A 22,396-nucleotide genomic window follows, 5' to 3' on the forward strand; every position below is an offset into this window, starting at 1 on the left:
CTGTGTAGGGGAGTCGCCAAGTTGGTTAAGGCATCGGATTTTGATTCCGACATGCGAAGGTTCGAATCCTTCTTCCCCTGCCAAACGTCTTTTGATTCCCGTGCCGCCATGGCACACCGGAGCTGATATGAAAGGGCGCGCTGTGCCCGTGGATGCGCCCCAAACCAGTCTCGACGGAGGGAATGTGCTTTTCAATACAGTCTTGTTCACCGGCAACGCCAATCCGGCGCTCGCCCAGGAAATGGCCTCGCACCTGGGCATCGAGCTCGGCAAGGCCTCGGTCGGCCGTTTCTCCGATGGTGAAGTCGCCATCGAGATCCAGCAGAACGTGCGTGCGCGCGACATCTTCGTCGTCCAGCCGACCTGCGCGCCGACGAACGAGAACCTGATGGAACTCTGCATCATGGTCGACGCACTGAAGCGGGCTTCCGCTCGCCGCGTCACGGCCGTGATCCCCTACTTCGGCTATGCCCGGCAGGACCGCCGCCCCCGTTCCACCCGGGTGCCCATCAGCGCGAAGGTCGTGGCCAACATGCTCGAGGCCGTCGGCGTCGAGCGCCTGTTGACGATGGACCTGCACGCCGACCAGATCCAGGGCTTCTTCAACATCCCGGTCGACAACATCTACGCGTCGCCCGTGCTGCTGTCCGACCTGCAGAGCAAGCGCTACCCCGATCTGGTGGTGGTGTCGCCCGACGTGGGCGGCGTGGTGCGCGCCCGTGCGCTGGCCAAGCAGCTCGGCTGCGACCTGGCCATCATCGACAAGCGGCGCCCGAAGGCGAACGTCTCCGAGGTGATGCACGTCATCGGCGACATCGAGAACCGCAACTGCGTGATCATGGACGACATGATCGACACCGCAGGCACGCTCGTGAAGGCAGCCGAGGTGCTCAAGGAGCGCGGCGCCAAGAGCGTCTACGCCTACTGCACGCACGCCGTGTTCTCGGGCCCGGCCATCGAGCGCATCAAGGGCTCGCAGCTCGACGAAGTGGTCATCACCAACACCATCCCGTTGAGCGAGGACGGCAAGGCCTGCGCCAAGGTGCGCCAGCTGTCGGTCGCATTCCTGTTTGCCGAAACCATCCGTCGCATCTCCGACGGCGAGTCGGTGACCTCCCTGTTCGCGGAGCAGAACAACAACTTCTGATCCGCACGGCAGCGCCGACAGGCGCTGTTTCAAGCGGGCTGAGCGGCCTCGCCGCAACGCCCACCCTGACGCCTGGTCGCGGGCGTCTTCCATGTTTGGAGAAAACCATGAAATTTGTTGCTTTCGAGCGCAAGCTGCAGGGGACCGGAGCGAGCCGCCGCCTGCGCTTGGCCGACAAGGTGCCTGGCATCGTCTACGGCGGCAGCGCCACCCCTTCGCTGATCGAACTCGATCACAACGCGCTGTTCCATGCGCTGAAGAAGGAAGCCTTCCACTCGTCCATCCTCGAGATGGAACTGGGTGGCAAGACCGAGCAGGTCCTGCTGCGTGACTACCAGCTGCACCCGTTCCGCCAGATCGTGCTGCACATCGACTTCCAGCGCGTCGACGCCACCACCATGATCACGAAGAAGGTGCCCCTGCACTTCGTGAACGAGGAGAACTCGCCGGCCGTCAAGACCGACAAGTGCCTGGTGAACCACGTCGTCACCGAACTGCGCATCTCCTGCCTGGCCAAGGCCCTGCCGGAGTTCCTGACGGTCGACCTGAACGAGCTGACCAAGGGCCAGGCCCTGCACGTCAGCGACCTGAAGCTCCCGGCCGGCGTCAAGGTCGTGACCCAGGGCAAGCCGAACCCCGTGATCGTGTCGACCTCGGTCCCGGTGGAAGAAGCCGAGATCGCGCCGGTCGTGACCGCTCCGGCCGCACCTGCTGGCAAGGCCAAGAAGTCCGAAAAGCAGAACAAGAAATAAGAAGAGCCTTCGGGCGTCTGACGAACCCCGCCTCGGCGGGGTTTTTTTTCGCCCGGAAGGGATCACCTCCGGGCTGGCGCTCATGGGCACACGTCGGTAAGGCCACGCGCGCGGCACCAGGCAGGCCGAGCGACTACGGCGCGGCTGCCTAAACCGCAGGCGCGGCCGGCAGTGAGCACTACGCTGAAGGGATAATCGCCAAATGATTCGATTGCTGGTGGGCCTCGGAAATCCCGGGGCAGAGTACGAAGCCACGAACCACAATGCCGGGTTCTGGTGGATCGATGCGGTGGCGCGCGAGCTCAAGGCGTCGCTCACGCCCGAGCGCAGCTACTTCGGTCTGGTCGCGCGGGTCAACCGGCCCGAGGGCCCGCTGTGGCTGCTCGAGCCGCAGACCTACATGAACCTCTCGGGCAAGTCGGTCGCTGCCCTCGCCCGCTTCTTCAAGATCGCGCCCGGCGAGGTGCTGGTCGCCCACGACGAACTCGATCTTCTCCCCGGCCAGGTCAAGCTCAAGTTCGGCGGCGGGCATGCCGGCCACAACGGCCTGCGCGACATCCACGCCCAGCTCGGTACCCCGGACTACTGGCGGCTGCGCCTCGGCATCGGGCATCCCGGCGTCAAGTCCGAGGTGGTCGACTACGTGCTGCGCAAGCCGAAGCCGGAAGCCCGGGAGGCCATTCACGAGGCCATCCAGCGCACCCTGCCCGCCCTCGACCTGCTCCTGGCAGCCGACATGGAGCGCGCGACGATGCGCCTAAACGCCAAACCGCCCCGCCCCAAGCCGCCTCGGCCGCCGGCCGCCACGCCGGCGGCCGAGGGCAACGCCAGGCCGGCGGGTCCCGCCACGCCGGACGCCTGATGGCTCACCTGCGCTGCGCCCGTCCGTCGCTGCCTCGCCCGAATTCGGGCGCAGCCCCACCGGGCGCGGTGCTGGCCATGCTCCTGGTGTGCGCCGGAATTTCCGACGCTGCGCACGCCGAGCGCATCTATCGGTGCGGCCCACGGGGCAGCGAGTATTCGCAGACACCCTGCAAGGGAGAGCACCCGCAGTTCTTCGAGGTGGACGACGGGCGCGACGCCGAGCAGCTGGCCGAAGCGCAGGGTGTTGCAGCGCGTGCCCAAGCGGCAGCGGCCCGCCTGACACCGCCCGGCGCCAGCACGCCGGGCAGCGTCCCAGCCCGGGCCGGAAGCCTGTCCGGGCCCTTCGGACGAGTCCGCGTCCCGTTCGAGGGGCTTGAGATCGAACGGCCCGGCCGCTGCGACAAGCGGAAGCGGCCGCGGACGGACGCCTGTCGATGAATCACCTTGCTGCGCCACGCCCGCGGCCCCCGGCCGGGCGACGGCCGATGCCAGCAAAACGCCACCCGCTCAAAGGGACCGTCGCACGCCGTGCACGAGACGATTCAAGCAGGCGCAGACACTCGCATCGGCCCCGGCTGCGACGCCCGTGCAGTGACATGCCGTCGGGCTCAACGCCCTCTCGACGCCGTGAATCCATCGGCGCATGCACTTCCCACCCGACATGAATACCCAACCCGCCACTGAAGCGGCAGAGCAGCCCCTCGACGGCGGCAACCAGTCCACCGTCGTCAAGGTGGGCAGCACGGTGCGTCGCACGGCGGGCGCCTGGACGCCACAGGTGCACCGCCTGCTTGGCCACCTGCACCAGCAGGGCATCCCGGAGGTGCCCCAGGTGATCGGCATGGATGACGCCGGCCGCGAGGTGCTCAGCCACCTGCCCGGCATCGTGGGCCATGCGCCGCTGCCCGAGCACCTGCGCGAGGACACAGTGCTCGAACAGGCCGCAAGGCTGTTGCGCCGCTTGCATGACGCCACGGCCAGCGTGGCGTCATCGTGGCGCGAGGGCTGGCAGGCGCCGCTGCGCGAACCGGTGGAGGTTGTCTGCCACGGCGACTTCGCACCCTACAACTGCGTGTTCGACGGTGATCGATTGAGCGGCGTGATCGACTTCGACCACGCCCATCCGGGCCCGCGTGCCTGGGACCTCGCCTATGCCGCCTACCGCTTCGCACCCTTGATGGCGGCCGGCAACCCGGAACATCGCGGCACGGTGGCGGAACAGGCGCGACGGCTGCACGGCTTCGTGAGCGCGTACGGGCCTTTCGACACCACGGGGTTCGTCGATGTCCTGGCAGCCCGGGTCCAGGTCATGGCCGACCACCTGCTGACAGGTGCCGCCCGGGGCGACGAGCGGTTGCAGCGATTGGTGGAACGCGGCGACGCGGCACTCTATGCGGCGGATCGCGCCCACATCGAGGCGCACCGCGACGCCTTCGAAGCGGCGCTGCCCAACAGCGCTCAAGTCAGGCGAGGCAGTTGACCCGACTGAAGTGCAAGGCGCCAGCGACGCGGTGCCGGTGAGCCTGCACCTCGGTCGCCGATCACAGGGCCGGCCTTGGCCCGGCAGATCGCTGACTCAGCCGAATGGACTTCAGCCCTCGCCCTTCAGGCGCCGGTACTTCGCCCACAGCGATTCCTTGGCCTCGACGTGCGCCGGATCCACCGGAATGCAGCTCACCGGGCACACCTGCACGCACTGCGGCTCATCGAAGTGGCCGACGCACTCGGTGCACTTGTTCGGGTCAATCTGGTAGATGGACTCGCCCATCGAGATCGCCTGGTTGGGGCACTCGGGCTCGCACACATCGCAGTTGATGCACTCGTCAGTGATCTTCAGGGCCATCGGGGGTCGGGTTCCACGGTCAAACGGTCGCAGCAAAGCGCCCGGAGGCAGGCGCTCAAGCCGGCTTGTCGGCCGTCTTGTCTGCCTTCACGCGCGCCTGCAAGCGAGCCAGGACCGAGGGTGACACGAATTTGGAGACATCACCGCCAAGGATGGCAATCTCGCGCACGAAAGTGCCGGAGACGAACTGGTATTGATCGCTCGGGGTCAGGAACACCGTCTCGACATCCGACATCAGGTGGCGGTTCATGCCCGCCATCTGGAACTCGTACTCGAAGTCGCTGACCGCGCGCAGGCCCCGCACGACGACCTTGCCGCCATGGGCCTTCACGAAGTCGCTGAGCAGGCCGTCGAAGGAGATGACCTCGACGTTGGGATGCTTGACCGCCAGTTCCTGGGCGATCTCCAGGCGCTCGGTCAGCGAGAACATGGTGCGCTTGTGGTGCCCGGCGGCCACCGCGAGGATGAGCCGCTCGAACAGCCGGCCGGCGCGTCGCATCAGGTCCTCATGGCCCAGGGTCATGGGGTCGAAGGTGCCGGGGTAGACGGCTGTGAGGCGGGTCACGGAAGTCAAGCGGGCTCCTTCGGGTCAGCAGTCGGTGCGGGCGCAGTGTAGCCGGGCTCCGCCTTCTGAAACAGATGGTAGTGCACCGTTCCGGCGCGACCGTGGCGGTGCAGTCGCAGGGGCGGGCCGGCGAAGTCCTCCGGCCCGAACGCACGGTCCGCCTCCAGGTACAGCAGGCCGCCGGGGACGGCGATTCGGCTCGCGGCCTGCATGGCCGGAATGAAGAGTTCCGCGTCGAATGGCGGGTCGACGAACACCAGTTCGAAACTGTCGGCCGGCTGGCGCCCCGCCCAGGCGATGGCGTCGCCGCCGACCACCCGCACGGCGTCGCCGGCCTTCAGCCGGCCATGCACCTCGTGCAGGCTGCGCACCAGGCGGGCCTCGCGCTCGACGAGCGTGACCGCCGAGGCGCCACGGGAGGCCGCCTCAAAGCCCAGCGCGCCGCTACCGGCGAAGAGGTCGGCGCAGCGCCAGCCGTCCAGGTTGTTGCCCAGCCAGTTGAAGAGGGTCTCGCGGACCCGATCGGGAGTCGGCCGAAGGCCGGGCAGGTTGGCCACCGGCAGCTTGCTGCGCTTCCAGGCGCCGCCGATCACCCTCACTTCGCGGGGCGGCCCGCCACGCACGACGCCGGTCATGTCCGAACCGGGATGCCGCGGCTCGCCATGAGCGCCTTGGCCTCAGCGATGGTGTGCTCGCCATAGTGGAAGATGCTGGCCGCCAGCACCGCATCGGCATGCCCTTCCTGGATGCCTTCGGCGAGGTGTTCGAGCGTGCCGACGCCGCCGGAGGCGATGACCGGGACATCCACCGCGTCGCTGACCGCCCGCGTGAGCGGCAGGTTGAAGCCGATGCGCGTGCCGTCGCGGTCCATGCTGGTCAGCAGAATCTCGCCGGCTCCGTACTCGGCCATCTGGCGCGCCCAGGCCACCGCGTCGAGCCCGGTGTTCTTGCGGCCGCCATGCGTGTAGACGTCCCAGCCCGAGCCGTCGGCCCGGCCCTTGGCGTCGATGGCCACCACGATGCACTGCGCGCCGTACTTGGCAGAGGCCTCGCGGATGACGTCAGGATCGGCCACCGCGGCCGAGTTGAAGCTGACCTTGTCGGCACCGGCATTGAGCAGGCGCCGGACGTCGGCGACCGTCCGCACGCCGCCCCCGACCGTGAGCGGGATGAAGACCTGCGACGCCACCGCCTCGATGATCGGCAGGATCAGGTCGCGGCCGTCGCTGGTGGCCGTGATGTCGAGGAAGGTCAGTTCATCGGCGCCCTGCTCGTTGTAGCGGGCGGCGATCTCGACCGGATCACCGGCATCGCGCAACTCGACGAAGTTGACGCCTTTGACGACGCGACCGCCGGTCACGTCGAGGCAGGGAATGATGCGTTTGGTGAGCATGGCGCTGGGGGGAAGACGCGGCCGCCAGAACGAACCACGCGTGAGGGAGAGCAGCGTGTCAGGCGCCGTTGAGTTCGTCGGCGCGCCGCTGCGCCTGTTCGAAGTCGAGGTCGCCGCTGTAGATGGCGCGTCCGCAGATCACGCCCTCGACGCCTTCCTCCTCGACGGCGCACAGCTTGTCGATGTCGGCGAGGTTGGACAGGCCGCCCGAGGCGATGACCGGGATGCTCAGCGACTGGGCCAGCTTGACGGTGGCATCGATGTTGATGCCCGACAACATGCCGTCGCGGCCGATGTCGGTGTAGATCACGCCTTCGACGCCGTAGTCCTCGAACTTCTTGGCCAGGTCGACCACTTCGTGGCCGGTGAGCTTGCTCCAGCCGTCGGTGGCCACCTTGCCGTCCTTGGCGTCCAGGCCCACGATGATGTGGCCGCCGAAGGCGCTGCAGGCGTCGCGCAGGAAACCGGGGTTCTTCACGGCGGCCGTGCCGATGATGATGTAGCTCAGGCCATCGTCGAGGTAGCGCTCGATGGTGTCGAGGTCGCGTATGCCGCCCCCGAGCTGCACCGGGATCTCTTCGCCGACCTCGGCCAGGATGGCCTTGATGGCGGCCTCGTTGACGGGTTTGCCCGCAAACGCGCCGTTCAGGTCAACCAGGTGCAGGCGCCGGGCGCCGGCATCGACCCAGCGGCGAGCCATCTTCGCGGGGTCCTCGCCGAAGGTGGTCGAGGCGTTCATGTCGCCTTGCTTGAGGCGCACACAGTGGCCGTCTTTCAGGTCAATCGCGGGGATCAGCAGCATGGCCGAAGAGTGGGGTGGTGAGAGAAAGGGGCGCCCGGAAGCAGGCGGTCAGGGGGTCCAGCGGAGGAAGTTGCGGTACAGGGCCAGGCCATGTTCGGCACTCTTCTCCGGGTGGAACTGGGTCGCGAAAATGTTATCTCGCGCCAGCGCGCAGGTAAAGCGCACGCCGTACTCGGTTTCGCCTACGCTGTGCGCCGGATCGTCGGGATGGGCATAGAAGCTGTGGACGAAGTAGAAGAAGGCGCCGTCCGGCACCTCGCCCCAGACCGGGTGCGGACGAGCCTGGAAGACGCGGTTCCACCCCATCTGGGGCACCTTGTAGCGGCTGCCGTCGGCCTGCGTCCGGCCCTCCAGGCGAAAGCGGCGCACGTCACCCGGGATGAGCCCGAGCCCGTCGGTCGGGCCTTCCTCGCTGCGCGACAGCAGCATCTGCATGCCCACGCACACGCCCATCAGCGGCTTGTGGGCCGCAGCGTGAAGCACGGCGGCCTCCATGCCGGATTCGCGCAGCTCCCGCATGCAATCCGGCATCGCACCCTGGCCGGGCAGCACCACCCGCTCGGCGGCCAGCACCTCTTCAGGGCGCGAGGTCACCACCACCTCCAGGCCGCTGCCCTCGGCGACGTGCATCACCGCCTGCGACACCGAGCGCAGGTTGCCCATGCCGTAGTCGACGACGGCGACGGTGCGGCTCACAGCGACCCCTTCGTCGAAGGAATGATGTCGCCCATGCGCGGGTCGATCTCGAGCGCCATGCGGATGGCACGGGCGAACGCCTTGAACACCGTCTCGCACTGGTGGTGGGCGTTGTCCCCGTGCAGGTTGTCGATGTGCAGGGTGACCAGGGCGTGGTTGGCGAAGCCCTGGAAGAACTCGAAGGCAAGCTGCGTATCGAACGCGCCGACCATGCCGCTCTTGAACGGCACGCGCATGTGCAGGCCCGGGCGGCCGGAGAAGTCGATCACCACCCGCGACAGGGCCTCGTCCAGCGGCACGTAGGCGTGCCCGTAGCGGCGCAGACCCTTCTTGTCGCCCACGGCCTTCGCCACCGCCTGGCCGAGGGTGATGCCGACGTCTTCCACCGTGTGATGGCCGTCGATGTGCAGGTCGCCCTGGCATTCGATCTCGAGGTCGATCAGGCCGTGTCGGGCGATCTGGTCGAGCATGTGGTCGAAGAAGCCGATCCCGGTGGACAGCTTGGCCGCGCCCGTGCCGTCCAGGTTGACGCGAACACGGATCTTGGTCTCGGCGGTATTGCGGGAGACGTCGGCAATGCGGGGGGCGTTCATTTCAAGCTCGCTTCGAGGGCTTCGATCATGAGGGTGTTCTCTTCCGGCGTGCCGACCGTGAGGCGCAGGCAGTTGGCCAGCAGCGGGTGCAGGCCGGAGACGTTCTTCACCAGCACGCGGCGTGCCTTGAGGGCCTGGAACAGCGCCGCGGCGTCGGGCACCCGCGCGAGCACCATGTTGGCCTCGCTCGGGAACGGCCGGACGCCGGGCAGCCGTGTCAGGGCGTCCACCAGGCGCGCGCGCTCGCTTCGCAGGACCGTGGCCTGCCGGGCGAACTCGTCCGCATGCTCGAGGGCGAACAGCGCCGCCTCGGCATTGAGCACGCTCACGTTGTAGGGCGGGCGCACCTTGTTGACTTCGGCAATCAGCGCCGCACGACCGACCAAGTAGCCGATGCGCACGCCGGCGAGGCCGAACTTGCTGAGGGTGCGCATGACCACCACGTGCGGGTGGCGCGCCATGCGCGCCATCCAGTCGCGTGCAGCGAAGGGCTGGTAGGCCTCGTCGATCACCACCAGGCCCGGCGCCGCCTGCACGATGCGCTCCATCACGGCGTCGTCGAACAGGTTCGCTGTGGGATTGTTCGGATAGGCGAGGTAGATGAGCGCGGGCTGGTGCTCCGCGATGGCGGCCAGCATCGCGCCTTCGTCCAGCTCGAAGTCGGCCGTGAGCGGCACGCCGACGAACTGCAGCCCCTGCAGCTTCGCCGACATGTCGTACATGACGAAGGCAGGCAGCGGCGCGAGCACCTTGGCGCCCGGCACGTCGCAGGCCATGCTCAGCATGGTGATGATCTCGTCCGAGCCGTTGCCGAGCACGAGGTCGAAGCCGTCGGGCAGGTTGACGTGCCGCGCGAGGGCAGCGCGCAGGTCGTCGACGCGCGAGCCGGGATAGCGGTTCAGGGCCACTTCAGCCAGGCGTTCGCCGAGTTCGCGGCGCAGCGGCTCGGGCAGCCGGAAGGGGTTCTCCATGGCGTCGAGCTTGACCATGCCCGTGCTGGGCTGGATGGCGTAGCCGTGCATGGACTGCACATCCTGGCGAATGCAGCGGGCAATGCGGGCGTCGAGGGTCGATGCGGTCATGCGTCGCTCCGATCAGGACTTGAGCCGCATCTCGGCGGCACGGGCGTGGGCCTGCAGGCCTTCGCTGTAGGCAAGCTCGGCGGCGATCGTGCCCAGCACCTGGGCGCCGGCCTCGCTGACCTCGATCAGGCTGCTGCGCTTCTGGAAATCGTAGACACCGAGCGGTGAGGAGAAGCGCGCGGTACCGGAAGTGGGCAGCACGTGGTTCGGGCCGGCGCAGTAGTCACCCAGGCTTTCGCTCGTGAAGGCGCCGAGGAAGATGGCCCCGGCGTGGCGGAGCAGCGGCTCCCAGCGGTGCGGATCGTTCGAGCTCACTTCCAGGTGCTCCGGCGCGATGCGGTTGCTGATCTCGCAGGCCTCTTCCATGCTGCGAGTGAGGATGAGCGCGCCACGGCCTTCGAGCGAGGCGCGGATGGTGTCGCGCCGTGGCATGTCGGGCAGCAGCCGGTCGATGGCTTCCTTCACCCGGGCGATGTAGGCGGCATCCGGGCACAGCAGGATGCTCTGCGCGAGTTCGTCGTGCTCGGCCTGGCTGAACAGGTCCATCGCCACCCAGTCGGGCGGCGTGCTGCCGTCGGCCAGCACCAGGATCTCGCTCGGCCCGGCAATCATGTCGATGCCGACCTTGCCGAACACCCGGCGCTTGGCGCTGGCCACGTAGGCGTTGCCCGGGCCGGTGATCTTGTCGACGGCCGGCACGGTGGCCGTGCCATAGGCCAGCGCGGCCACGGCCTGGGCGCCGCCGAGGGTGAACGCACGGTCGACGCCGGCCACCGCGGCCGCGGCCAGCACCATCGCGTTGCGCTCGCCGCCCGGCGTGGGCACCACCATGATGATCTCGCCCACACCGGCCACCTTGGCCGGCACGGCGCTCATCAGCACACTGGAGGGGTACTGCGCCTTGCCGCCGGGCACGTAGATGCCCACGCGGTCGAGCGGCGTGACCTTCTGTCCCAGCAGGGTGCCGTCCGCATCGCGGTAGCTCCAGGAACGACCGGCCACGTCGAGCTGGCGCTGGTGGTAGTCGCGCACCCGCTCGGCCGCCGCCTCCAGCGCCCGGCGCCGCACGGGCGAAAGGCTCTCGAGTGCGGCCTGCAGTTCGCTGCGGGGAATCTCTAATTCGGAGACGGCGCTGGCCTTCAGGCCGTCGAAGCGCTCGGTGTACTCGAGCACCGCCGCGTCACCGCGCGCGCGCACGTCGGCGATGATCTCGCCCACCCGCTGCTCGATCGCATGATCCGTCGCCTCCGACCAATGCAGCACCTGCTGGAAGGCGGCATCGAAGTTGGCGTCGTGAGTGGCGAGCTGGCGGATCTGGACGGTCATGGTGTCACACGATGGCTGACGCAAACGCGTCGATGAGTTCGCGAAGGGGTTCGCGCTTGAGCTTGAGCGCGGCCTGGTTCACCACCAGGCGCGACGAGATCTTCATGATTTCCTCCACCTCGACGAGGTGGTTGGCCTTGAGGGTGCTGCCGGTGGAGACGAGGTCGACGATGGCGTCGGCCAGCCCCGTGAGCGGCGCAAGCTCCATCGAGCCGTAGAGCTTGATCAGGTCGACGTGCACGCCCTTGTTGGCAAAGTGCTCGCGCGCACAGTTCGTGTACTTGGTGGCGACGGCGATGCGCGAGCCCTGGCGCACGGCGGCCGCGTAGTCGAAGTCGTCGCGCACGGCCACGCTCAGGCGGCACTTGGCGATGTTGAGGTCGAGCGGCTGGTACAGGCCCTGGCCGCCGTGTTCGAGCAGGATGTCCTTGCCGGCCACGCCGGCGTCGGCGCCGCCGTACTGCACGTAGGTGGGCACGTCGGTGGCACGCACCAGCACCACCCGCACATCGGGCCGCGTGGTCGCGAGGATGAGCTTGCGCGACTTCTCGGGGTCTTCGGTGACCTCGATGCCGGCCGCCTTCAGCAGCGGCAGGGTCTCGTCGAAGATGCGTCCCTTGGACAAGGCGAGAGTGATCATCGTCATTTGATCCGTTCGATGTCGGCGCCGATGCCGCGCAGCTTGGCTTCCATCCGGTCGTAGCCGCGGTCGAGGTGGTAGATGCGGTCGACGACGGTCTCGCCGTCGGCCACCAGGCCGGCGATCACGAGGCTGGCGGAAGCGCGCAGGTCGGTGGCCATCACGGTCGCACCCGACAGGCTCGGCACGCCACGGATCGTGGCCGTGTGCCCGTGCACGTCGATCTGGGCGCCCAGGCGCACGAGTTCGTTGACGTGCATGAACCGGTTCTCGAAGATGGTCTCGGTGACCACCGACGGGCCGTCGGCGATGCAGTTGAGCGCCATGAACTGCGCCTGCATGTCGGTCGGGAAGGCGGGGTACTCGCTGGTCGAGAAGTTGACCGCGCGCGGGCGCCCGCTGCTGCGCACGCGGATGCCACCCTCGACGGCCTCCACCGTGACGCCGGCCTCGCGGAGCTTGTCGATCACGGCGCCCAAGTGCTCGGCGCGCGCATGGCGCAGCACCACGTCGCCGCCGGTGGCGGCCACGGCACACAGGAAGGTGCCGGCCTCGATGCGGTCGGGCACGGTGCGGTGGGTCGTGCCGTGCAGGCGTTCGACACCCTGGATGCGGATCTGCCGCGTGCCATGGCCTTCGATGCGTGCGCCCATGGCGATGAGCATCTCGGCGAGGTCGGGGATCTCGGGTTCCTGGGCAGCGTTCTCGAGCACCGTCTCGCCCTCGGCCAGGGTGGCAGCCATCAGCAGGTTCTCGGTGCCGGTGACAGTGACCATGTCGGTCGTGATGCGGGCGCCCTTCAGGCGCCGGGCCTTGGCGAGGATGTAGCCGTGCTCGACGGTGATCTCGGCGCCCATCGCCTGCAGGCCCTTGATGTGCTGGTCCACCGGACGCGAGCCGATGGCGCACCCGCCGGGCAGTGACACGCGTGCCTCGCCGAAGCGAGCCAGCAGCGGGCCCAGCACCAGGATGGAGGCCCGCATGGTCTTGACCAGCTCGTAAGGGGCCTCGCGGGCCGTGACCGGCTCGGCCGTGAGCGAGACGACGTCCGGCGTCGCGTCGTCGCGTTCGACCTTCACGCCCATGTTGCGCAGCAGCTTCAGCGCCGTGCCGACGTCCTGGAGCACGGGCACGTTCTGCAGGGTGACGGTGTCAGCGGTCAGCAGCGCGGCGCACAGCTCGGGCAACGCAGCGTTCTTGGCCCCCGAGATGGCGACGTCGCCCGACAGGGTGCGGCCGCCGCGGATGAGGAGTTTGTCCATGGGTTTCGGGGGCCCAGGCTCACACGACCATCAAGCCCGCCGAGGTGCAGGCCTGCTGGCCGCAGGGGAACCTGCGGCCGTGTTCAGTGGTGGTGGTTGGAGGCCGACGGGGCCGAAGCAGCCCATTCGGCGGGGGTGAGCGTCTTCATGGACAGGGCGTGGATTTGCTCGCGCATTCTATCGCCCAGCGCCTGGAAGACCCGCTGGTGGCGCGCCACGCGGTTCGCGCCCTCGAACTCGACCGACACGATGGTGGCGAAGAAATGGCGGCCATCGCCCTCGACCTGGAGGTGCTCGCAGTTAAGCCCTTGCGCGATGTAGCGCTCGACTTCGGCGGGGGTGGGATCGGCCATGGGAGAGATTATCGCCGATGCCGACGCGTTCGGGCGCGCGGTGACATCAATGCCGGATCTTGTAGCCGATGCGCAGCAGGTGCAGGCACAGTCCGCAGACCAGCACCAGGCTCGTGCCGGCGATGAGCAGGCTGGTCCAGGGCGACACGTCGCTCGCGCCGAAGAAGCCGCGCCGGAAGCCGTCGATCATGTAGAAGAACGGGTTGAGGTGGCTCACCTCGTACCAGAACGGCGGGAGCGACTTGACCGAATAGAACACGCCCGACAGGAAGGTCATGGGCATGATGATGAAGTTCTGGAAGGCGGCGATCTGGTCGAACTTCTCCGCCCACAGCCCGGCGAGCAAGCCGAGCGCACCCATCATCGCCGCGCCCATCACGGCAAAGAGCAGCACCCACAGCGGCTGCGCCAGGGACAGCGGCGCGAACCACATGGTCACCAGCAACACGCCGCAACCGACGACGACGCCCCGCGCCACGGAGGCGCCGACGTAGGCGAGAAACCAGGCCCAGTGCGACAGCGGCGACACCAGCAGGAAGACGAGGTTGCCCGTGATCTTGCTCTGGATGAGCGAACTGCTGCTGTTGGCAAAGGCGTTCTGCAGCACGCTCATCATCACGAGACCCGGGATGAGAAAGCTCGTGTAGCCCACGCCGTCGTAGACCGTGACGTGGTCGCCGATGGCATGGCCGAAGATCAGCAGGTACAGCACGGCGGTGAGTACCGGCGCGGCCACGGTCTGGAAGGACACCTTCCAGAAGCGCAGCATCTCCTTGTACAGCAGCGTGCGGGTGCCCGCGAGCAGGCCGGGGGTGCTCATGACGCGGCTCCTGGTTCGGATTGCATGATCTCGAGGAAGACGTCTTCCAGGTCGGCCCGACCGATCTCCAGGTCTTCGGGCTGCAGGCCCGACGTGCGCAAGATGGTCAGCACCCGTTCGACCTCCGCGGCGTCGTGGGCCTTGAGCTGCACGATGCGGCCGGTGACGCGCGCATGGTCCGCGAGCGATGCGGGCAGCGGCGCGTCGAGCTTGAAACGCAGCATGGTGCTGGCGGTACCGGCCAGCAGGGCCGAGGTGCGGTCGAGCGCCACCACCCTGCCCTGCTTGAGCATGGCGATGCGGCCGCAGAGCGCTTCAGCCTCCTCCAGGTAATGGGTGGTGAGCAGCACGGTGTGGCCCTGCTTGTTGAGGCGGGCGACGAACTGCCACAAGGTCTGGCGCAGTTCGACGTCGACACCCGCCGTCGGCTCGTCGAGCACGATGACGGGCGGGCGGTGCACCAGCGCTTGCGCGACCAGCACCCGACGCTTCATCCCGCCAGACAGCTGCCGCATGTTGGCATCGGCCTTGTCGGCGAGGCCGAGGCCGGCCAGCAGTTCGTCGATCCAGGCGCCGTTGTTGCGCACGCCGAAGTAGCCGCTCTGGATCACCAGCGTCTCGCGCACCGTGAAGAACGGGTCGAAGACCAGCTCCTGCGGCACGATCCCCAGGCTGCGACGGGCGGCGGCGTAGTCGGCGACGACATCGTGCCCCTGCACCACCACGTGGCCACCGGACGCGGCGGTCAGGCCGGCAAGGACGCTGATGAGGGTGGTCTTGCCCGCCCCGTTCGGCCCCAGCAGGCCGAAGAACTCGCCAGGCTCGATGTCGAACGTCACGCCATCGAGGGCCCGGACCTGGCGTCCGGCGGAAGCGTACGTCTTGCTGACGTTCTGAAAGGAGATGGCAGGCATGGAGCGCCGGATTGTAGGGAGTCTGCCGTGGGCGTGCCCGGCTGCGGGCTTACGCCAGGGCCGAGTCGACCCGGTCGCTGCTAGATTCGTTCCAACGCCCCTGCCGCCATGCCAGCTCCCCCCAAGAAACCCCGCCGCACGGCCGAACGCATCCTCGAGGTGGCGCTGGAGCAGTTCAACCGCTTCGGCGAGCCGAACGTCTCGACCACCGCCCTGGCCGGGGAACTGAACATCAGTCCGGGCAACCTGTACTACCACTACCCGGCCAAGGAAGTGCTGGTGAATGCGCTCTTCGAGCGCTATGCCGCCGAGCTCGATCGTCTGCTCGATGCCGCCGACGGGGTCCATCACGTGGAGGACGCCTGGCTGTTCTTCCACGTGCTGTTCGAACGCCTCTGGGAATACCGGTTCCTGTACCGCGACCTGAACGACCTGCTCTCGAAGAACCGCCTCATCGAGCTGCGCTTCCAGCAACTGCTGGACCACAAGACACGGGCCGTGCGCCAGGTGCTGGACGGGCTCACCGCAACCGCCCCCGGCCACCCGCGCGCGCAGGACCTCGCCCCCGTGGCCACCGCGATGGTCATCGTGCTCACGTACTGGCTGAGCTACGAGTACGTGCGCGACCCGCGGCGCGCGCTGGAGCCGGAAGCCGCCGGTGCCGCGTTGCTGCGCGGCGCCTTCCATGTGCTGAGCCTGGTGATGCCGTACCTGGCCCCCGACGATCGGTTGCACCTGCTGGCGCTCGCCGGCCGTTACCATTCACCTCCGCCGCCCCCCTGAGCGAAGGAGACTGACATGGGCCCGTGGACCCGGTTTCCCTACGACACGCAAGACTACCGCTACGACACCGCCGCGCTTCGTCGCGCGTGGGAGCGGCTGCATGTGGGCGATGCGGAACCGTGGCCCGAGGACGAGACGGTGCAGACCGCGTGGTGCGCCTATCACGCAGGCGACTATCAGCAGGCCGTCGCGCTGGGCCTGGCGGCGGATGCCGCCTCCGCTGCAGGGGGCCTGACGGTGGCCAGCAAGGCGCAGCTCATGCAGGCCCACTACCTGGAACGCAGCGAGACGCAGCGCTTCGCTCTGTTCCTGGACGCCGCGGCGCGAGCCGAGGCGCTGGCCGAGCAGGAGCCCGGCAATGCCAACGCCCACTACCTCCTGGCCTATGCGCTGGGCCGGTACGGGCAGGGCATCAGCGTGGCGCGCGCGCTCCAGCAGGGCCTCGGGGAGCGGGTCAAGGGCGCACTCGAGACGACCATTCGCCTCGAACCCCGCCATGCCGACGCCCACACGGCGCTGGGCGCCTTCCATGCAGAGGTCATCGACACGCTGGGCGCATTGCTCGGCCGCACGCAAGGCGCCAGCAAGGACGCCGGCATCTCGATGTTCCGGACGGCCCTGCGCCTCAACCCCGGCTCGGCCATCACCCGTGTCGAGTACGCCAACGGACTCGTCATGCTGGAGGGCGAGACGCGCCTGCGCGACGCAGAGAAGCTTTACGCGGAGGCGGCACAATGCACGCCGCTCGACGCCACGGAGCGCCTGCACATCGAAGTCGCTCGCGCAGAACTGGCACTCTGACCGCTCGCTACGTAGTTTCCGGCATGTGACATGCCGACCGCCCTCGTAGCATCAACTTTCCAAATCCCTCTCTGCAGTTACCAAGGATTTCCACATGAAGAAGCTGTTGCTGGCTGCCGTGGCCGCTCTCACCGCCACCGCTGCCGTGGCCCAGTACCCCGAGAAGCCGATCACGATCGTCGTGCCGTTCGCCGCGGGCGGTCCGACCGACAAGGTCGCACGCGACTTCGCCGAGGGCCTTCGCAAGCAGCTGGGCAAGCCGGTGATCATCGAGAACGCCGGCGGCGCGGGCGGCACGCTGGGCGCGACCAAGGTCGCCAAGGCCCAGCCGGATGGCTACACCGTCCTGCTGACGCACATCGGCATGGCCACCTCTCCGGCCCTGTACCGCAACCTGCAGTACAAGACCCTCGAGGACTTCGAGTACCTCGGCCTCATCAACGAAGTGCCGATGACGCTCGTCGGCCGCTCGACCCTGCAGGCCAACAACTACGCCGACCTGAACACCTGGATCCAGGCCAACAAGGGCAAGATCAACCTCGCCCACGCCGGCGTGGGCTCCGCCTCGCACCTGTGCGGCCTGCTCTACCAGAGCACGCTCAAGGTCGAGATGGTCGCCGTGCCGTACAAGGGCACCGGCCCGGCCATGACCGACCTGCTCGGCGGCCAGGTCGACATCATGTGCGACCAGACCACCAACACCATGGGCCAGATCGAAGGCGGCAAGGTCAAGGCCTACGCCGTGACCACGACCAAGCGCCTCGCCATGCCGGCGCTGTCCAAGCTGCCGACGCTGGACGAAGTCGGCCTCAAGGGCTTCAACGTGACCATCTGGCACGGGCTCTACGCGCCGAAGGGCACGCCGAAGGACGTGGCGGCGAAGCTGAACACCGCGCTCAAGGCGGTGCTCAAGGACGCCGACTTCGTGAAGTCCGAGGAAGGCATGGCCGCCGTGGTGGTGTCCGATGCCCGCAGCAACCCTGCCGAACACAAGAAGTTCGTCGAGGCGGAGATCAACAAGTGGGGCCCGGTCATCCGCGCCAACGTGCAGTACGCCGACTGATCCTCGGTCGCATCGCGAAGAAGCCGCCCACGGGCGGCTTTTTTCATGCCCCGCCCGTGTCACGGCGCGTCGCAGGCACACCACGGGCGGCGTGACAGGATGAAACAGACCCGCATGACGCCCACTGTTGCCCGCTTGCGCTGACGCGCGCCGGCAGACAATCGAGTCCTTGTTCCTCCGTGCCCCCGGGTGATGTCCCTTCCCCCTGCCCCGGTCAAGACCCCATCGGGTGTTGACGAGATCCGCCACCGCACGCGCGGCCTGGGGCAGCGCCATCGCACGGTCCTCTTTCTGGTCGACGGTCGCCGACCGCTCGGAGAAGTGCTCGCCCTGGCCCACAAGGCGGGCGCCACCACGGTCCACCTCGAGGACCTCGTGCGCCTGGGACTCGTGGAGATTCCGGTCGATGCCCTGGCCGCCGAGCCGATGGACAGCGTGGCCGGCGCACTCGAAATGCCGAGGCTCACGAGCGTCGAACTCGACGTCCCGGAAGAAGAGGCCCTCCAGGGCCACGACGACCGGTCGGCACGCTCGCCGGCGACGGACGAGGGTCCGGACACCGAGGCGCCGATCGACATCGAACTGGTCGACATCACCTTGCCGCCCGCTGAACCGCAGCTTGCCGCTCGCACCGCCGATTCGGGTGCCCCGGTGGTGCTGCTGCATGAACACACCCTGACCGGCGGCCGGGCCGCCGCGGTACCGACGTCCAGCGGAACGCTGGCAGCGCCCAACCACTCGGGCCCCGGCCAGTCCACCGCGGCTACCCCGCCCCCGCCTGCTGTGCCGCCGGCTCCGCCGCGCATGTTCCAGGCCCGCCCCGCCTTTGCGGCCGCTGCGGCCAAGGCTGCAGCCGCGGCCGCAGCGGCCGCCGCGGCGGCGGCGGCGCCGTCTCCCGCACTCGGCGTCATCGCTGCCAGCCCTGCGCCCGCCACGCCCCCCGGCGGCCGGCGTGCGGCCGCCGCGCTTCCGCATGCATTGAACCTCCGCGACGCCCCGACGGAGCTCGCGGACCACGCGCGTCCGCGACCACAGGCCTCTGAAGAAGCGCTGCGCCAACAGGTGCGCGGTCTGCTCGTGGCCACGATGGGTGCCGAGGCCGCGCTGTTCTCACCGCTCACGCTCACGCGCGTGCTCGCCGCGCAGACGCAGCGCCAGTTCATCAGCCTCGTGTGGGAGATCGAACGCCACCGTCACCACCCGCGTCGCAGCCACACCCAACTGCTGGCGCTGCAGGAAGCGCGCGAGCTGCTGGGCATGGGCAACACGCTGGTGGCCGGAGACAGTCAGCCCGGCAACGAGTGGCCGGACACGCAGAGCGACTGATCGCGGCGCTTCAGCCGCGCAGGGTCATCGGGATGGTGACGGGCCCGTCGTTGACCAGGTGGACCTGCATGTCCGCACCGAAGCGGCCGGTGGCCACCGACCCGTGCAACCGTTGAGCCGCCTGCACGAGGCGCTCGTAGAGCCTGCGTCCCTGCTCCGGCGGGGCCGCACCGGCAAAGCCCGGGCGGTTGCCGCTGCGGGTATCGGCCGCCAGGGTGAACTGGCTCACCACCAGCAGGCCGCCCGCCACGCCGGCCAGATCGAGGTTCATCTTGCCCGCCGCGTCTGCGAAGATGCGCAGCTTCAGGAGCTTGGCGGCCAGGCGGTCTGCCAGGGCATCGGTGTCATCGGGCTCCGCACAGACGAACACCAGCAGGCCGCGGCCGATGGCCCCGACTGTCTCGCCCGCGATGTCGACGCGGGCCGACGCCACGCGCTGCACCAGCGCCAGCATCTTCAGGCGAGCGTGACGCGAGCGAACTTGCGCTTGCCGACCTGCACGACGTAGGTGCCGACGCCGAGCTTGAGGCCCTTGTCGCTGATCACCACGCCGTCGACCCGCACGCCGCCGCCGTCGATCAGGCGAAGGCCTTCGCTCGACGATGCAGCCAGGCTCGCCTGGCGCAGCAAGGCGCCGATGCCCAGCGGCGCCCCTTCCAGCGTCAGCGCCGGAATGTCCTCGGGCACGCCGCCCTTGGCGCGGTTGTTGAAGTCGGCCTCCGCCGCCTCGGCCGCGGCGGCGCTGTGGAAGCGCGCCGTGATTTCCTTGGCGAGCAGGACCTTCGCTTCCTTGGGATTGCGACCGCCCTCCACCTCGGCGCGCAGCTGGGCGATCTCGTCCTCGCCGCGCATGCTCAGCAGGGTGAACCAGCGCCACATCTGCACGTCGCTGATCGACAGCAGCTTGGCAAACATGGTGTTGGCCGGCTCGGTGATGCCGATGTAGTTGTTCTTGCTCTTCGACATCTTCTCGACGCCATCGAGGCCTTCGAGCAGCGGCATGGTGAGCACGCACTGCGACTCCTGCCCGTACTCGGCCTGAAGCGCCCGGCCGACGAGGAGGTTGAACTTCTGGTCGGTGCCACCCAGTTCCAGGTCTGCCCGCAGGGCGACGGAGTCGTAGCCCTGCATCAGCGGGTAGAGGAATTCATGCACGCTGATCGGCGTGCCGGCCTTGAAGCGCTTGGTGAAGTCGTCCCGCTCCATCATGCGGGCCACGGTGTAGCGGGATGCCAGCTGGATGATGCCGCGGGCGCCCAGGGCATCGCACCACTCGGAGTTGTAGCGGACTTCCGTGCGCTCCGGATCCAGCACGAGGTTCGCCTGCGCCAGATAGGTCTTGGCATTGGTCTCGATCTGCTCGCGGCTGAGCGGCGGGCGGGTGGCGTTGCGGCCCGAGGGGTCACCGATCGTGGAGGTGAAGTCGCCGATCAGGAAGATGACCGTGTGGCCCAGGTCCTGCAGCTGCCGCATCTTGTTGAGCACCACCGTATGGCCGAGGTGGATGTCGGGCGCGGTCGGGTCCAGGCCCAGCTTGATGCGCAGTGGCACGCCCGTTGCTTCCGATCGGGCCAGCTTGGTGAGCCATTCGGATTCCGGTAACAGTTCGTCAACGCCCCGCCGTGTGACCTCGAGCGCGTGTCGAACGCGGTCAGTGACCGGGAACTTGTCGGCCGATGCCGTGTCTGTGACTGCGGTCGCGGGAGTTTCTGGCACTGACATGAAGTGGGCTGGGGAAGTGGGCAGGAAATCGAGGGGATATCCGGGGCAAGGGGAACAGGGTGGTCGTTATACTGCGGCACCCGTCGGTTCCCCGCAGCATCAAGCGGGATCTGCCCGGCGTCCGCGATTCTAGTGGACACCCGGCGCAGCCAGATAAACCAGAGCGCCCTGCCCAGGCCGGCGCTTGCAGACAGGGCCTAGGCCCCGCATCAAATTGAGCTCGTTGGAAAATCTTGATCGCGCGGTCGCCCTCACCGGTTCTCGCACCCGCCAATTCGTTCACAACCATCCGCGCGCCCTGGCGTCGGCGGTGGTCGTCGCGTTGATGGGTTTTGGCGTCACGGCCTTCGGTATTGCGCCGATGGCTCCTGACGCATCCGACCTTCCCCGGCGCCTGGTGACCGAAATGGTCACTCCCGAGGACACCAGCGCGCAGCTGGAAGCCCTCGCCAACCATTCACTCGAGCTGTTCCGCAGCGACGTCACCCGCGGCGCGGACACCGTCGACAGCGTGCTGAGCCGCCTGGGCGTGGCTGATGCGGCCGCCGCCAGTTTTCTTCGCACCGACAAGACAGCGCGCAAGATGCTCGAGGGCCGCACCGGCAAGATGGTTCGCGCACGCACCGGCGAGACCGGCCTCCTCGAGGAGCTGACCGTCCGCTACCCGGCCGAGAACCCCGACCAGGCCACCACTCACTTCTCCCGCCTGCGCATCACCCGCTTCAACGACGGGTTCGTGTCCATGGTGGAGACGGCGCCCCTGTCCGCACAGGTTCGCCTGGGCAGCGGCACCATCCGCAGCACGCTCTTCGCCTCCACCGACGAGGCCGGCATTCCCGACCCCGTCGCGGTCCAGCTGGCCGAGATGTTCGCGACCGACATCGACTTCCACCGGGAACTGCGCCGTGGCGACACCTTCAGCGTCGTCTACGAGGCGCTCACCGCGGACGGCGAACCGGTCACCTGGAACCAGTCCTCCGGCCGCGTGCTGGCAGCCGAATTCGTGAACAACGGCCGCCCCCATGCCGCCGTGTGGTTCCAGGACGGCGCCCAGAAGGGCGGGTACTTCGGGTTCGACGGGCAGAGCAAGCGCCGGGCGTTCCTGGCGAGCCCGATGGAGTTCTCGCGGGTCACCTCCGGTTTCGCGATGCGCATCCACCCCATCCTGCAGACCCGCCGGGCTCACCTGGGTGTCGACTACGGCGCGCCCACCGGCACGCCGGTGCGCACCGTCGGAGAGGGCGTCGTCGATTTCGCCGGCTGGCAGAACGGCTACGGCAACGTGGTGCAGGTCCAGCACTCCAACGACCGCACCACCCTCTACGCCCACCTGAGCCGCATCAACGTGCGTCGCGGCCAGCGCGTGGACCAGGGCACCGTCATCGGTGCGGTCGGCGCCACCGGCTGGGCCACGGGCCCTCACCTGCACTTCGAGGTCAAGGTCAAGGGTCAGCACCAGGATCCGCTGCTGGTCGCCAAGACCTCCGAAGCCGTGACCCTGTCGCCGGCCTCCAAGGCCCGCTTCACCGAGGTCGCCCGCGACTTCCGTCAGCAGTTGCAGGCGGCCGTGTCTGTCGGCGGCCAGAACCTCGCCCTCGCCGAGTGATGCCGCCGAGCCGGGGCCTGCCAGCGGCAGCTCCGGCACAATC

At 68.3% G+C, this 22,396-nt stretch carries 26 protein-coding genes and 1 tRNA gene; 11 read left to right on the top strand and 16 right to left on the bottom strand.

All coding sequences use genetic code 11. The features are described 5' to 3' along the window. The first annotated feature begins 6 nt into the window (after positions 1-6). The 6 genes from ACSQ2F_RS16260 to ACSQ2F_RS16285 all read left to right on the top strand — a co-directional run bounded on the left by ACSQ2F_RS16260 (position 7) and on the right by ACSQ2F_RS16285 (position 4,243). Positions 7-83 (top strand) — tRNA-Gln (locus ACSQ2F_RS16260). Positions 84-184: 101 nt separating this feature from the next. After that, the gene (locus ACSQ2F_RS16265) at positions 185-1,147 is read left to right on the top strand and encodes a ribose-phosphate pyrophosphokinase (RefSeq protein ID WP_436024648.1); all 963 of its coding nucleotides are present in this window, start codon (positions 185-187) and stop codon (positions 1,145-1,147) included. 107 nt (positions 1,148-1,254) lie between these two features. Next, positions 1,255-1,899 carry a 50S ribosomal protein L25/general stress protein Ctc gene (locus ACSQ2F_RS16270; protein WP_436024650.1) on the top strand — a complete coding sequence of 215 codons (645 nt, stop codon included), beginning with the start codon at positions 1,255-1,257 and terminating at the stop codon, positions 1,897-1,899. Between the two features lie 202 nt (positions 1,900-2,101). Next, a complete protein-coding gene (gene pth, locus ACSQ2F_RS16275) occupies positions 2,102-2,761 on the top strand; it encodes an aminoacyl-tRNA hydrolase (protein ID WP_436024652.1) in 660 nt (219 codons plus the stop codon). Continuing rightward, positions 2,761-3,201 carry a hypothetical protein gene (locus tag ACSQ2F_RS16280; protein WP_436024654.1) on the top strand — a complete coding sequence of 147 codons (441 nt, stop codon included), beginning with the start codon at positions 2,761-2,763 and terminating at the stop codon, positions 3,199-3,201. The genes pth and ACSQ2F_RS16280 overlap by 1 nt, the downstream gene beginning before the upstream one ends. 223 nt (positions 3,202-3,424) lie before the next feature. Then, positions 3,425-4,243: an aminoglycoside phosphotransferase family protein gene (locus ACSQ2F_RS16285; RefSeq protein WP_436024656.1), complete on the top strand. Its 819-nt coding sequence runs from the start codon at positions 3,425-3,427 to the stop codon at positions 4,241-4,243. Between the two features lie 111 nt (positions 4,244-4,354). On the opposite strand, the gene ACSQ2F_RS16290 is transcribed toward ACSQ2F_RS16285, so the two are convergent. The 14 genes from ACSQ2F_RS16290 to ACSQ2F_RS16355 form a co-directional block, all read right to left on the bottom strand. Continuing rightward, positions 4,355-4,606 (bottom strand): YfhL family 4Fe-4S dicluster ferredoxin, encoded by a 252-nt coding sequence (locus ACSQ2F_RS16290; RefSeq protein WP_436024658.1) that lies wholly within the window; start codon positions 4,604-4,606, stop codon positions 4,355-4,357. Positions 4,607-4,661: 55 nt separating this feature from the next. Next, positions 4,662-5,180, bottom strand: a complete 519-nt coding sequence (gene coaD, locus ACSQ2F_RS16295; protein WP_436024660.1) for a pantetheine-phosphate adenylyltransferase — start codon at positions 5,178-5,180, stop codon at positions 4,662-4,664. Next, on the bottom strand, positions 5,177-5,806 hold the full coding sequence (gene rsmD / locus ACSQ2F_RS16300; protein ID WP_436024662.1) for a 16S rRNA (guanine(966)-N(2))-methyltransferase RsmD: 630 nt from the start codon (positions 5,804-5,806) through the stop codon (positions 5,177-5,179). Before rsmD ends, coaD begins: the two co-directional genes overlap by 4 nt. Beyond that, positions 5,803-6,564 (bottom strand): imidazole glycerol phosphate synthase subunit HisF, encoded by a 762-nt coding sequence (hisF, locus tag ACSQ2F_RS16305; protein ID WP_436024664.1) that lies wholly within the window; start codon positions 6,562-6,564, stop codon positions 5,803-5,805. The genes rsmD and hisF overlap by 4 nt, the downstream gene beginning before the upstream one ends. A 58-nt stretch (positions 6,565-6,622) precedes the next feature. Beyond that, positions 6,623-7,366: a 1-(5-phosphoribosyl)-5-[(5-phosphoribosylamino)methylideneamino]imidazole-4-carboxamide isomerase gene (gene hisA / locus ACSQ2F_RS16310; protein WP_436024666.1), complete on the bottom strand. Its 744-nt coding sequence runs from the start codon at positions 7,364-7,366 to the stop codon at positions 6,623-6,625. Between the two features lie 48 nt (positions 7,367-7,414). Then, the gene (gene hisH / locus ACSQ2F_RS16315) at positions 7,415-8,062 is read right to left on the bottom strand and encodes an imidazole glycerol phosphate synthase subunit HisH (RefSeq protein WP_436024668.1); all 648 of its coding nucleotides are present in this window, start codon (positions 8,060-8,062) and stop codon (positions 7,415-7,417) included. Further along, the gene (gene hisB / locus ACSQ2F_RS16320; RefSeq protein ID WP_436024670.1) at positions 8,059-8,655 is read right to left on the bottom strand and encodes an imidazoleglycerol-phosphate dehydratase HisB; all 597 of its coding nucleotides are present in this window, start codon (positions 8,653-8,655) and stop codon (positions 8,059-8,061) included. The genes hisH and hisB overlap by 4 nt, the downstream gene beginning before the upstream one ends. After that, on the bottom strand, positions 8,652-9,737 hold the full coding sequence (hisC, locus tag ACSQ2F_RS16325) for a histidinol-phosphate transaminase (RefSeq protein WP_436024672.1): 1,086 nt from the start codon (positions 9,735-9,737) through the stop codon (positions 8,652-8,654). Before hisC ends, hisB begins: the two co-directional genes overlap by 4 nt. A 12-nt stretch (positions 9,738-9,749) precedes the next feature. Beyond that, positions 9,750-11,063, bottom strand: a complete 1,314-nt coding sequence (hisD, locus tag ACSQ2F_RS16330; RefSeq protein ID WP_436024674.1) for a histidinol dehydrogenase — start codon at positions 11,061-11,063, stop codon at positions 9,750-9,752. 4 nt (positions 11,064-11,067) lie between these two features. Next, positions 11,068-11,703 carry an ATP phosphoribosyltransferase gene (gene hisG, locus ACSQ2F_RS16335; RefSeq protein WP_436026849.1) on the bottom strand — a complete coding sequence of 212 codons (636 nt, stop codon included), beginning with the start codon at positions 11,701-11,703 and terminating at the stop codon, positions 11,068-11,070. Positions 11,704-11,705: 2 nt separating this feature from the next. Beyond that, on the bottom strand, positions 11,706-12,965 hold the full coding sequence (murA, locus tag ACSQ2F_RS16340; RefSeq protein WP_436024676.1) for a UDP-N-acetylglucosamine 1-carboxyvinyltransferase: 1,260 nt from the start codon (positions 12,963-12,965) through the stop codon (positions 11,706-11,708). 83 nt (positions 12,966-13,048) lie between these two features. Then, a complete protein-coding gene (locus ACSQ2F_RS16345) occupies positions 13,049-13,318 on the bottom strand; it encodes a BolA family protein (RefSeq protein ID WP_436024678.1) in 270 nt (89 codons plus the stop codon). 46 nt (positions 13,319-13,364) lie between these two features. Then, positions 13,365-14,138 carry an ABC transporter permease gene (locus ACSQ2F_RS16350; RefSeq protein ID WP_436024680.1) on the bottom strand — a complete coding sequence of 258 codons (774 nt, stop codon included), beginning with the start codon at positions 14,136-14,138 and terminating at the stop codon, positions 13,365-13,367. After that, complete coding sequence (locus ACSQ2F_RS16355) at positions 14,135-15,052, bottom strand: ABC transporter ATP-binding protein (RefSeq protein ID WP_436024682.1); 918 nt, start codon at positions 15,050-15,052, stop codon at positions 14,135-14,137. The genes ACSQ2F_RS16350 and ACSQ2F_RS16355 overlap by 4 nt, the downstream gene beginning before the upstream one ends. Positions 15,053-15,160: 108 nt before the next feature. Between ACSQ2F_RS16355 and ACSQ2F_RS16360 the strand changes: the two genes are divergently transcribed. The 4 genes from ACSQ2F_RS16360 to ACSQ2F_RS16375 all read left to right on the top strand — a co-directional run bounded on the left by ACSQ2F_RS16360 (position 15,161) and on the right by ACSQ2F_RS16375 (position 19,025). Then, positions 15,161-15,835 (top strand): TetR/AcrR family transcriptional regulator, encoded by a 675-nt coding sequence (locus tag ACSQ2F_RS16360; protein ID WP_436024688.1) that lies wholly within the window; start codon positions 15,161-15,163, stop codon positions 15,833-15,835. Positions 15,836-15,850: 15 nt separating this feature from the next. After that, positions 15,851-16,636, top strand: coding sequence for a hypothetical protein (locus ACSQ2F_RS16365; protein ID WP_436024690.1), 786 nt, complete (start codon positions 15,851-15,853; stop codon positions 16,634-16,636). Between the two features lie 94 nt (positions 16,637-16,730). After that, entirely contained in the window at positions 16,731-17,699 is a 969-nt protein-coding gene (locus ACSQ2F_RS16370) for a tripartite tricarboxylate transporter substrate-binding protein (RefSeq protein ID WP_436024692.1), read from the top strand. Positions 17,700-17,891: 192 nt separating this feature from the next. Next, complete coding sequence (locus ACSQ2F_RS16375) at positions 17,892-19,025, top strand: hypothetical protein (protein WP_436024694.1); 1,134 nt, start codon at positions 17,892-17,894, stop codon at positions 19,023-19,025. A gap of 10 nt (positions 19,026-19,035) precedes the next feature. Here the strand turns inward: ACSQ2F_RS16375 and dtd are convergent, their stop codons facing one another. After that, positions 19,036-19,479 carry a D-aminoacyl-tRNA deacylase gene (gene dtd / locus ACSQ2F_RS16380; protein WP_436024696.1) on the bottom strand — a complete coding sequence of 148 codons (444 nt, stop codon included), beginning with the start codon at positions 19,477-19,479 and terminating at the stop codon, positions 19,036-19,038. 2 nt (positions 19,480-19,481) lie between these two features. Next, entirely contained in the window at positions 19,482-20,747 is a 1,266-nt protein-coding gene (tyrS, locus tag ACSQ2F_RS16385) for a tyrosine--tRNA ligase (RefSeq protein WP_436024698.1), read from the bottom strand. A gap of 223 nt (positions 20,748-20,970) precedes the next feature. Here tyrS and ACSQ2F_RS16390 point away from each other — a divergent pair, with 223 nt between their 5' ends. After that, the gene (locus ACSQ2F_RS16390; protein WP_436024700.1) at positions 20,971-22,353 is read left to right on the top strand and encodes a peptidoglycan DD-metalloendopeptidase family protein; all 1,383 of its coding nucleotides are present in this window, start codon (positions 20,971-20,973) and stop codon (positions 22,351-22,353) included. The last annotated feature ends 43 nt before the right edge of the window (positions 22,354-22,396 follow it).

Source organism: Rhizobacter sp. LjRoot28 (genome assembly GCF_964253025.1).
Taxonomy (GTDB): domain Bacteria; phylum Pseudomonadota; class Gammaproteobacteria; order Burkholderiales; family Burkholderiaceae_C; genus Rhizobacter.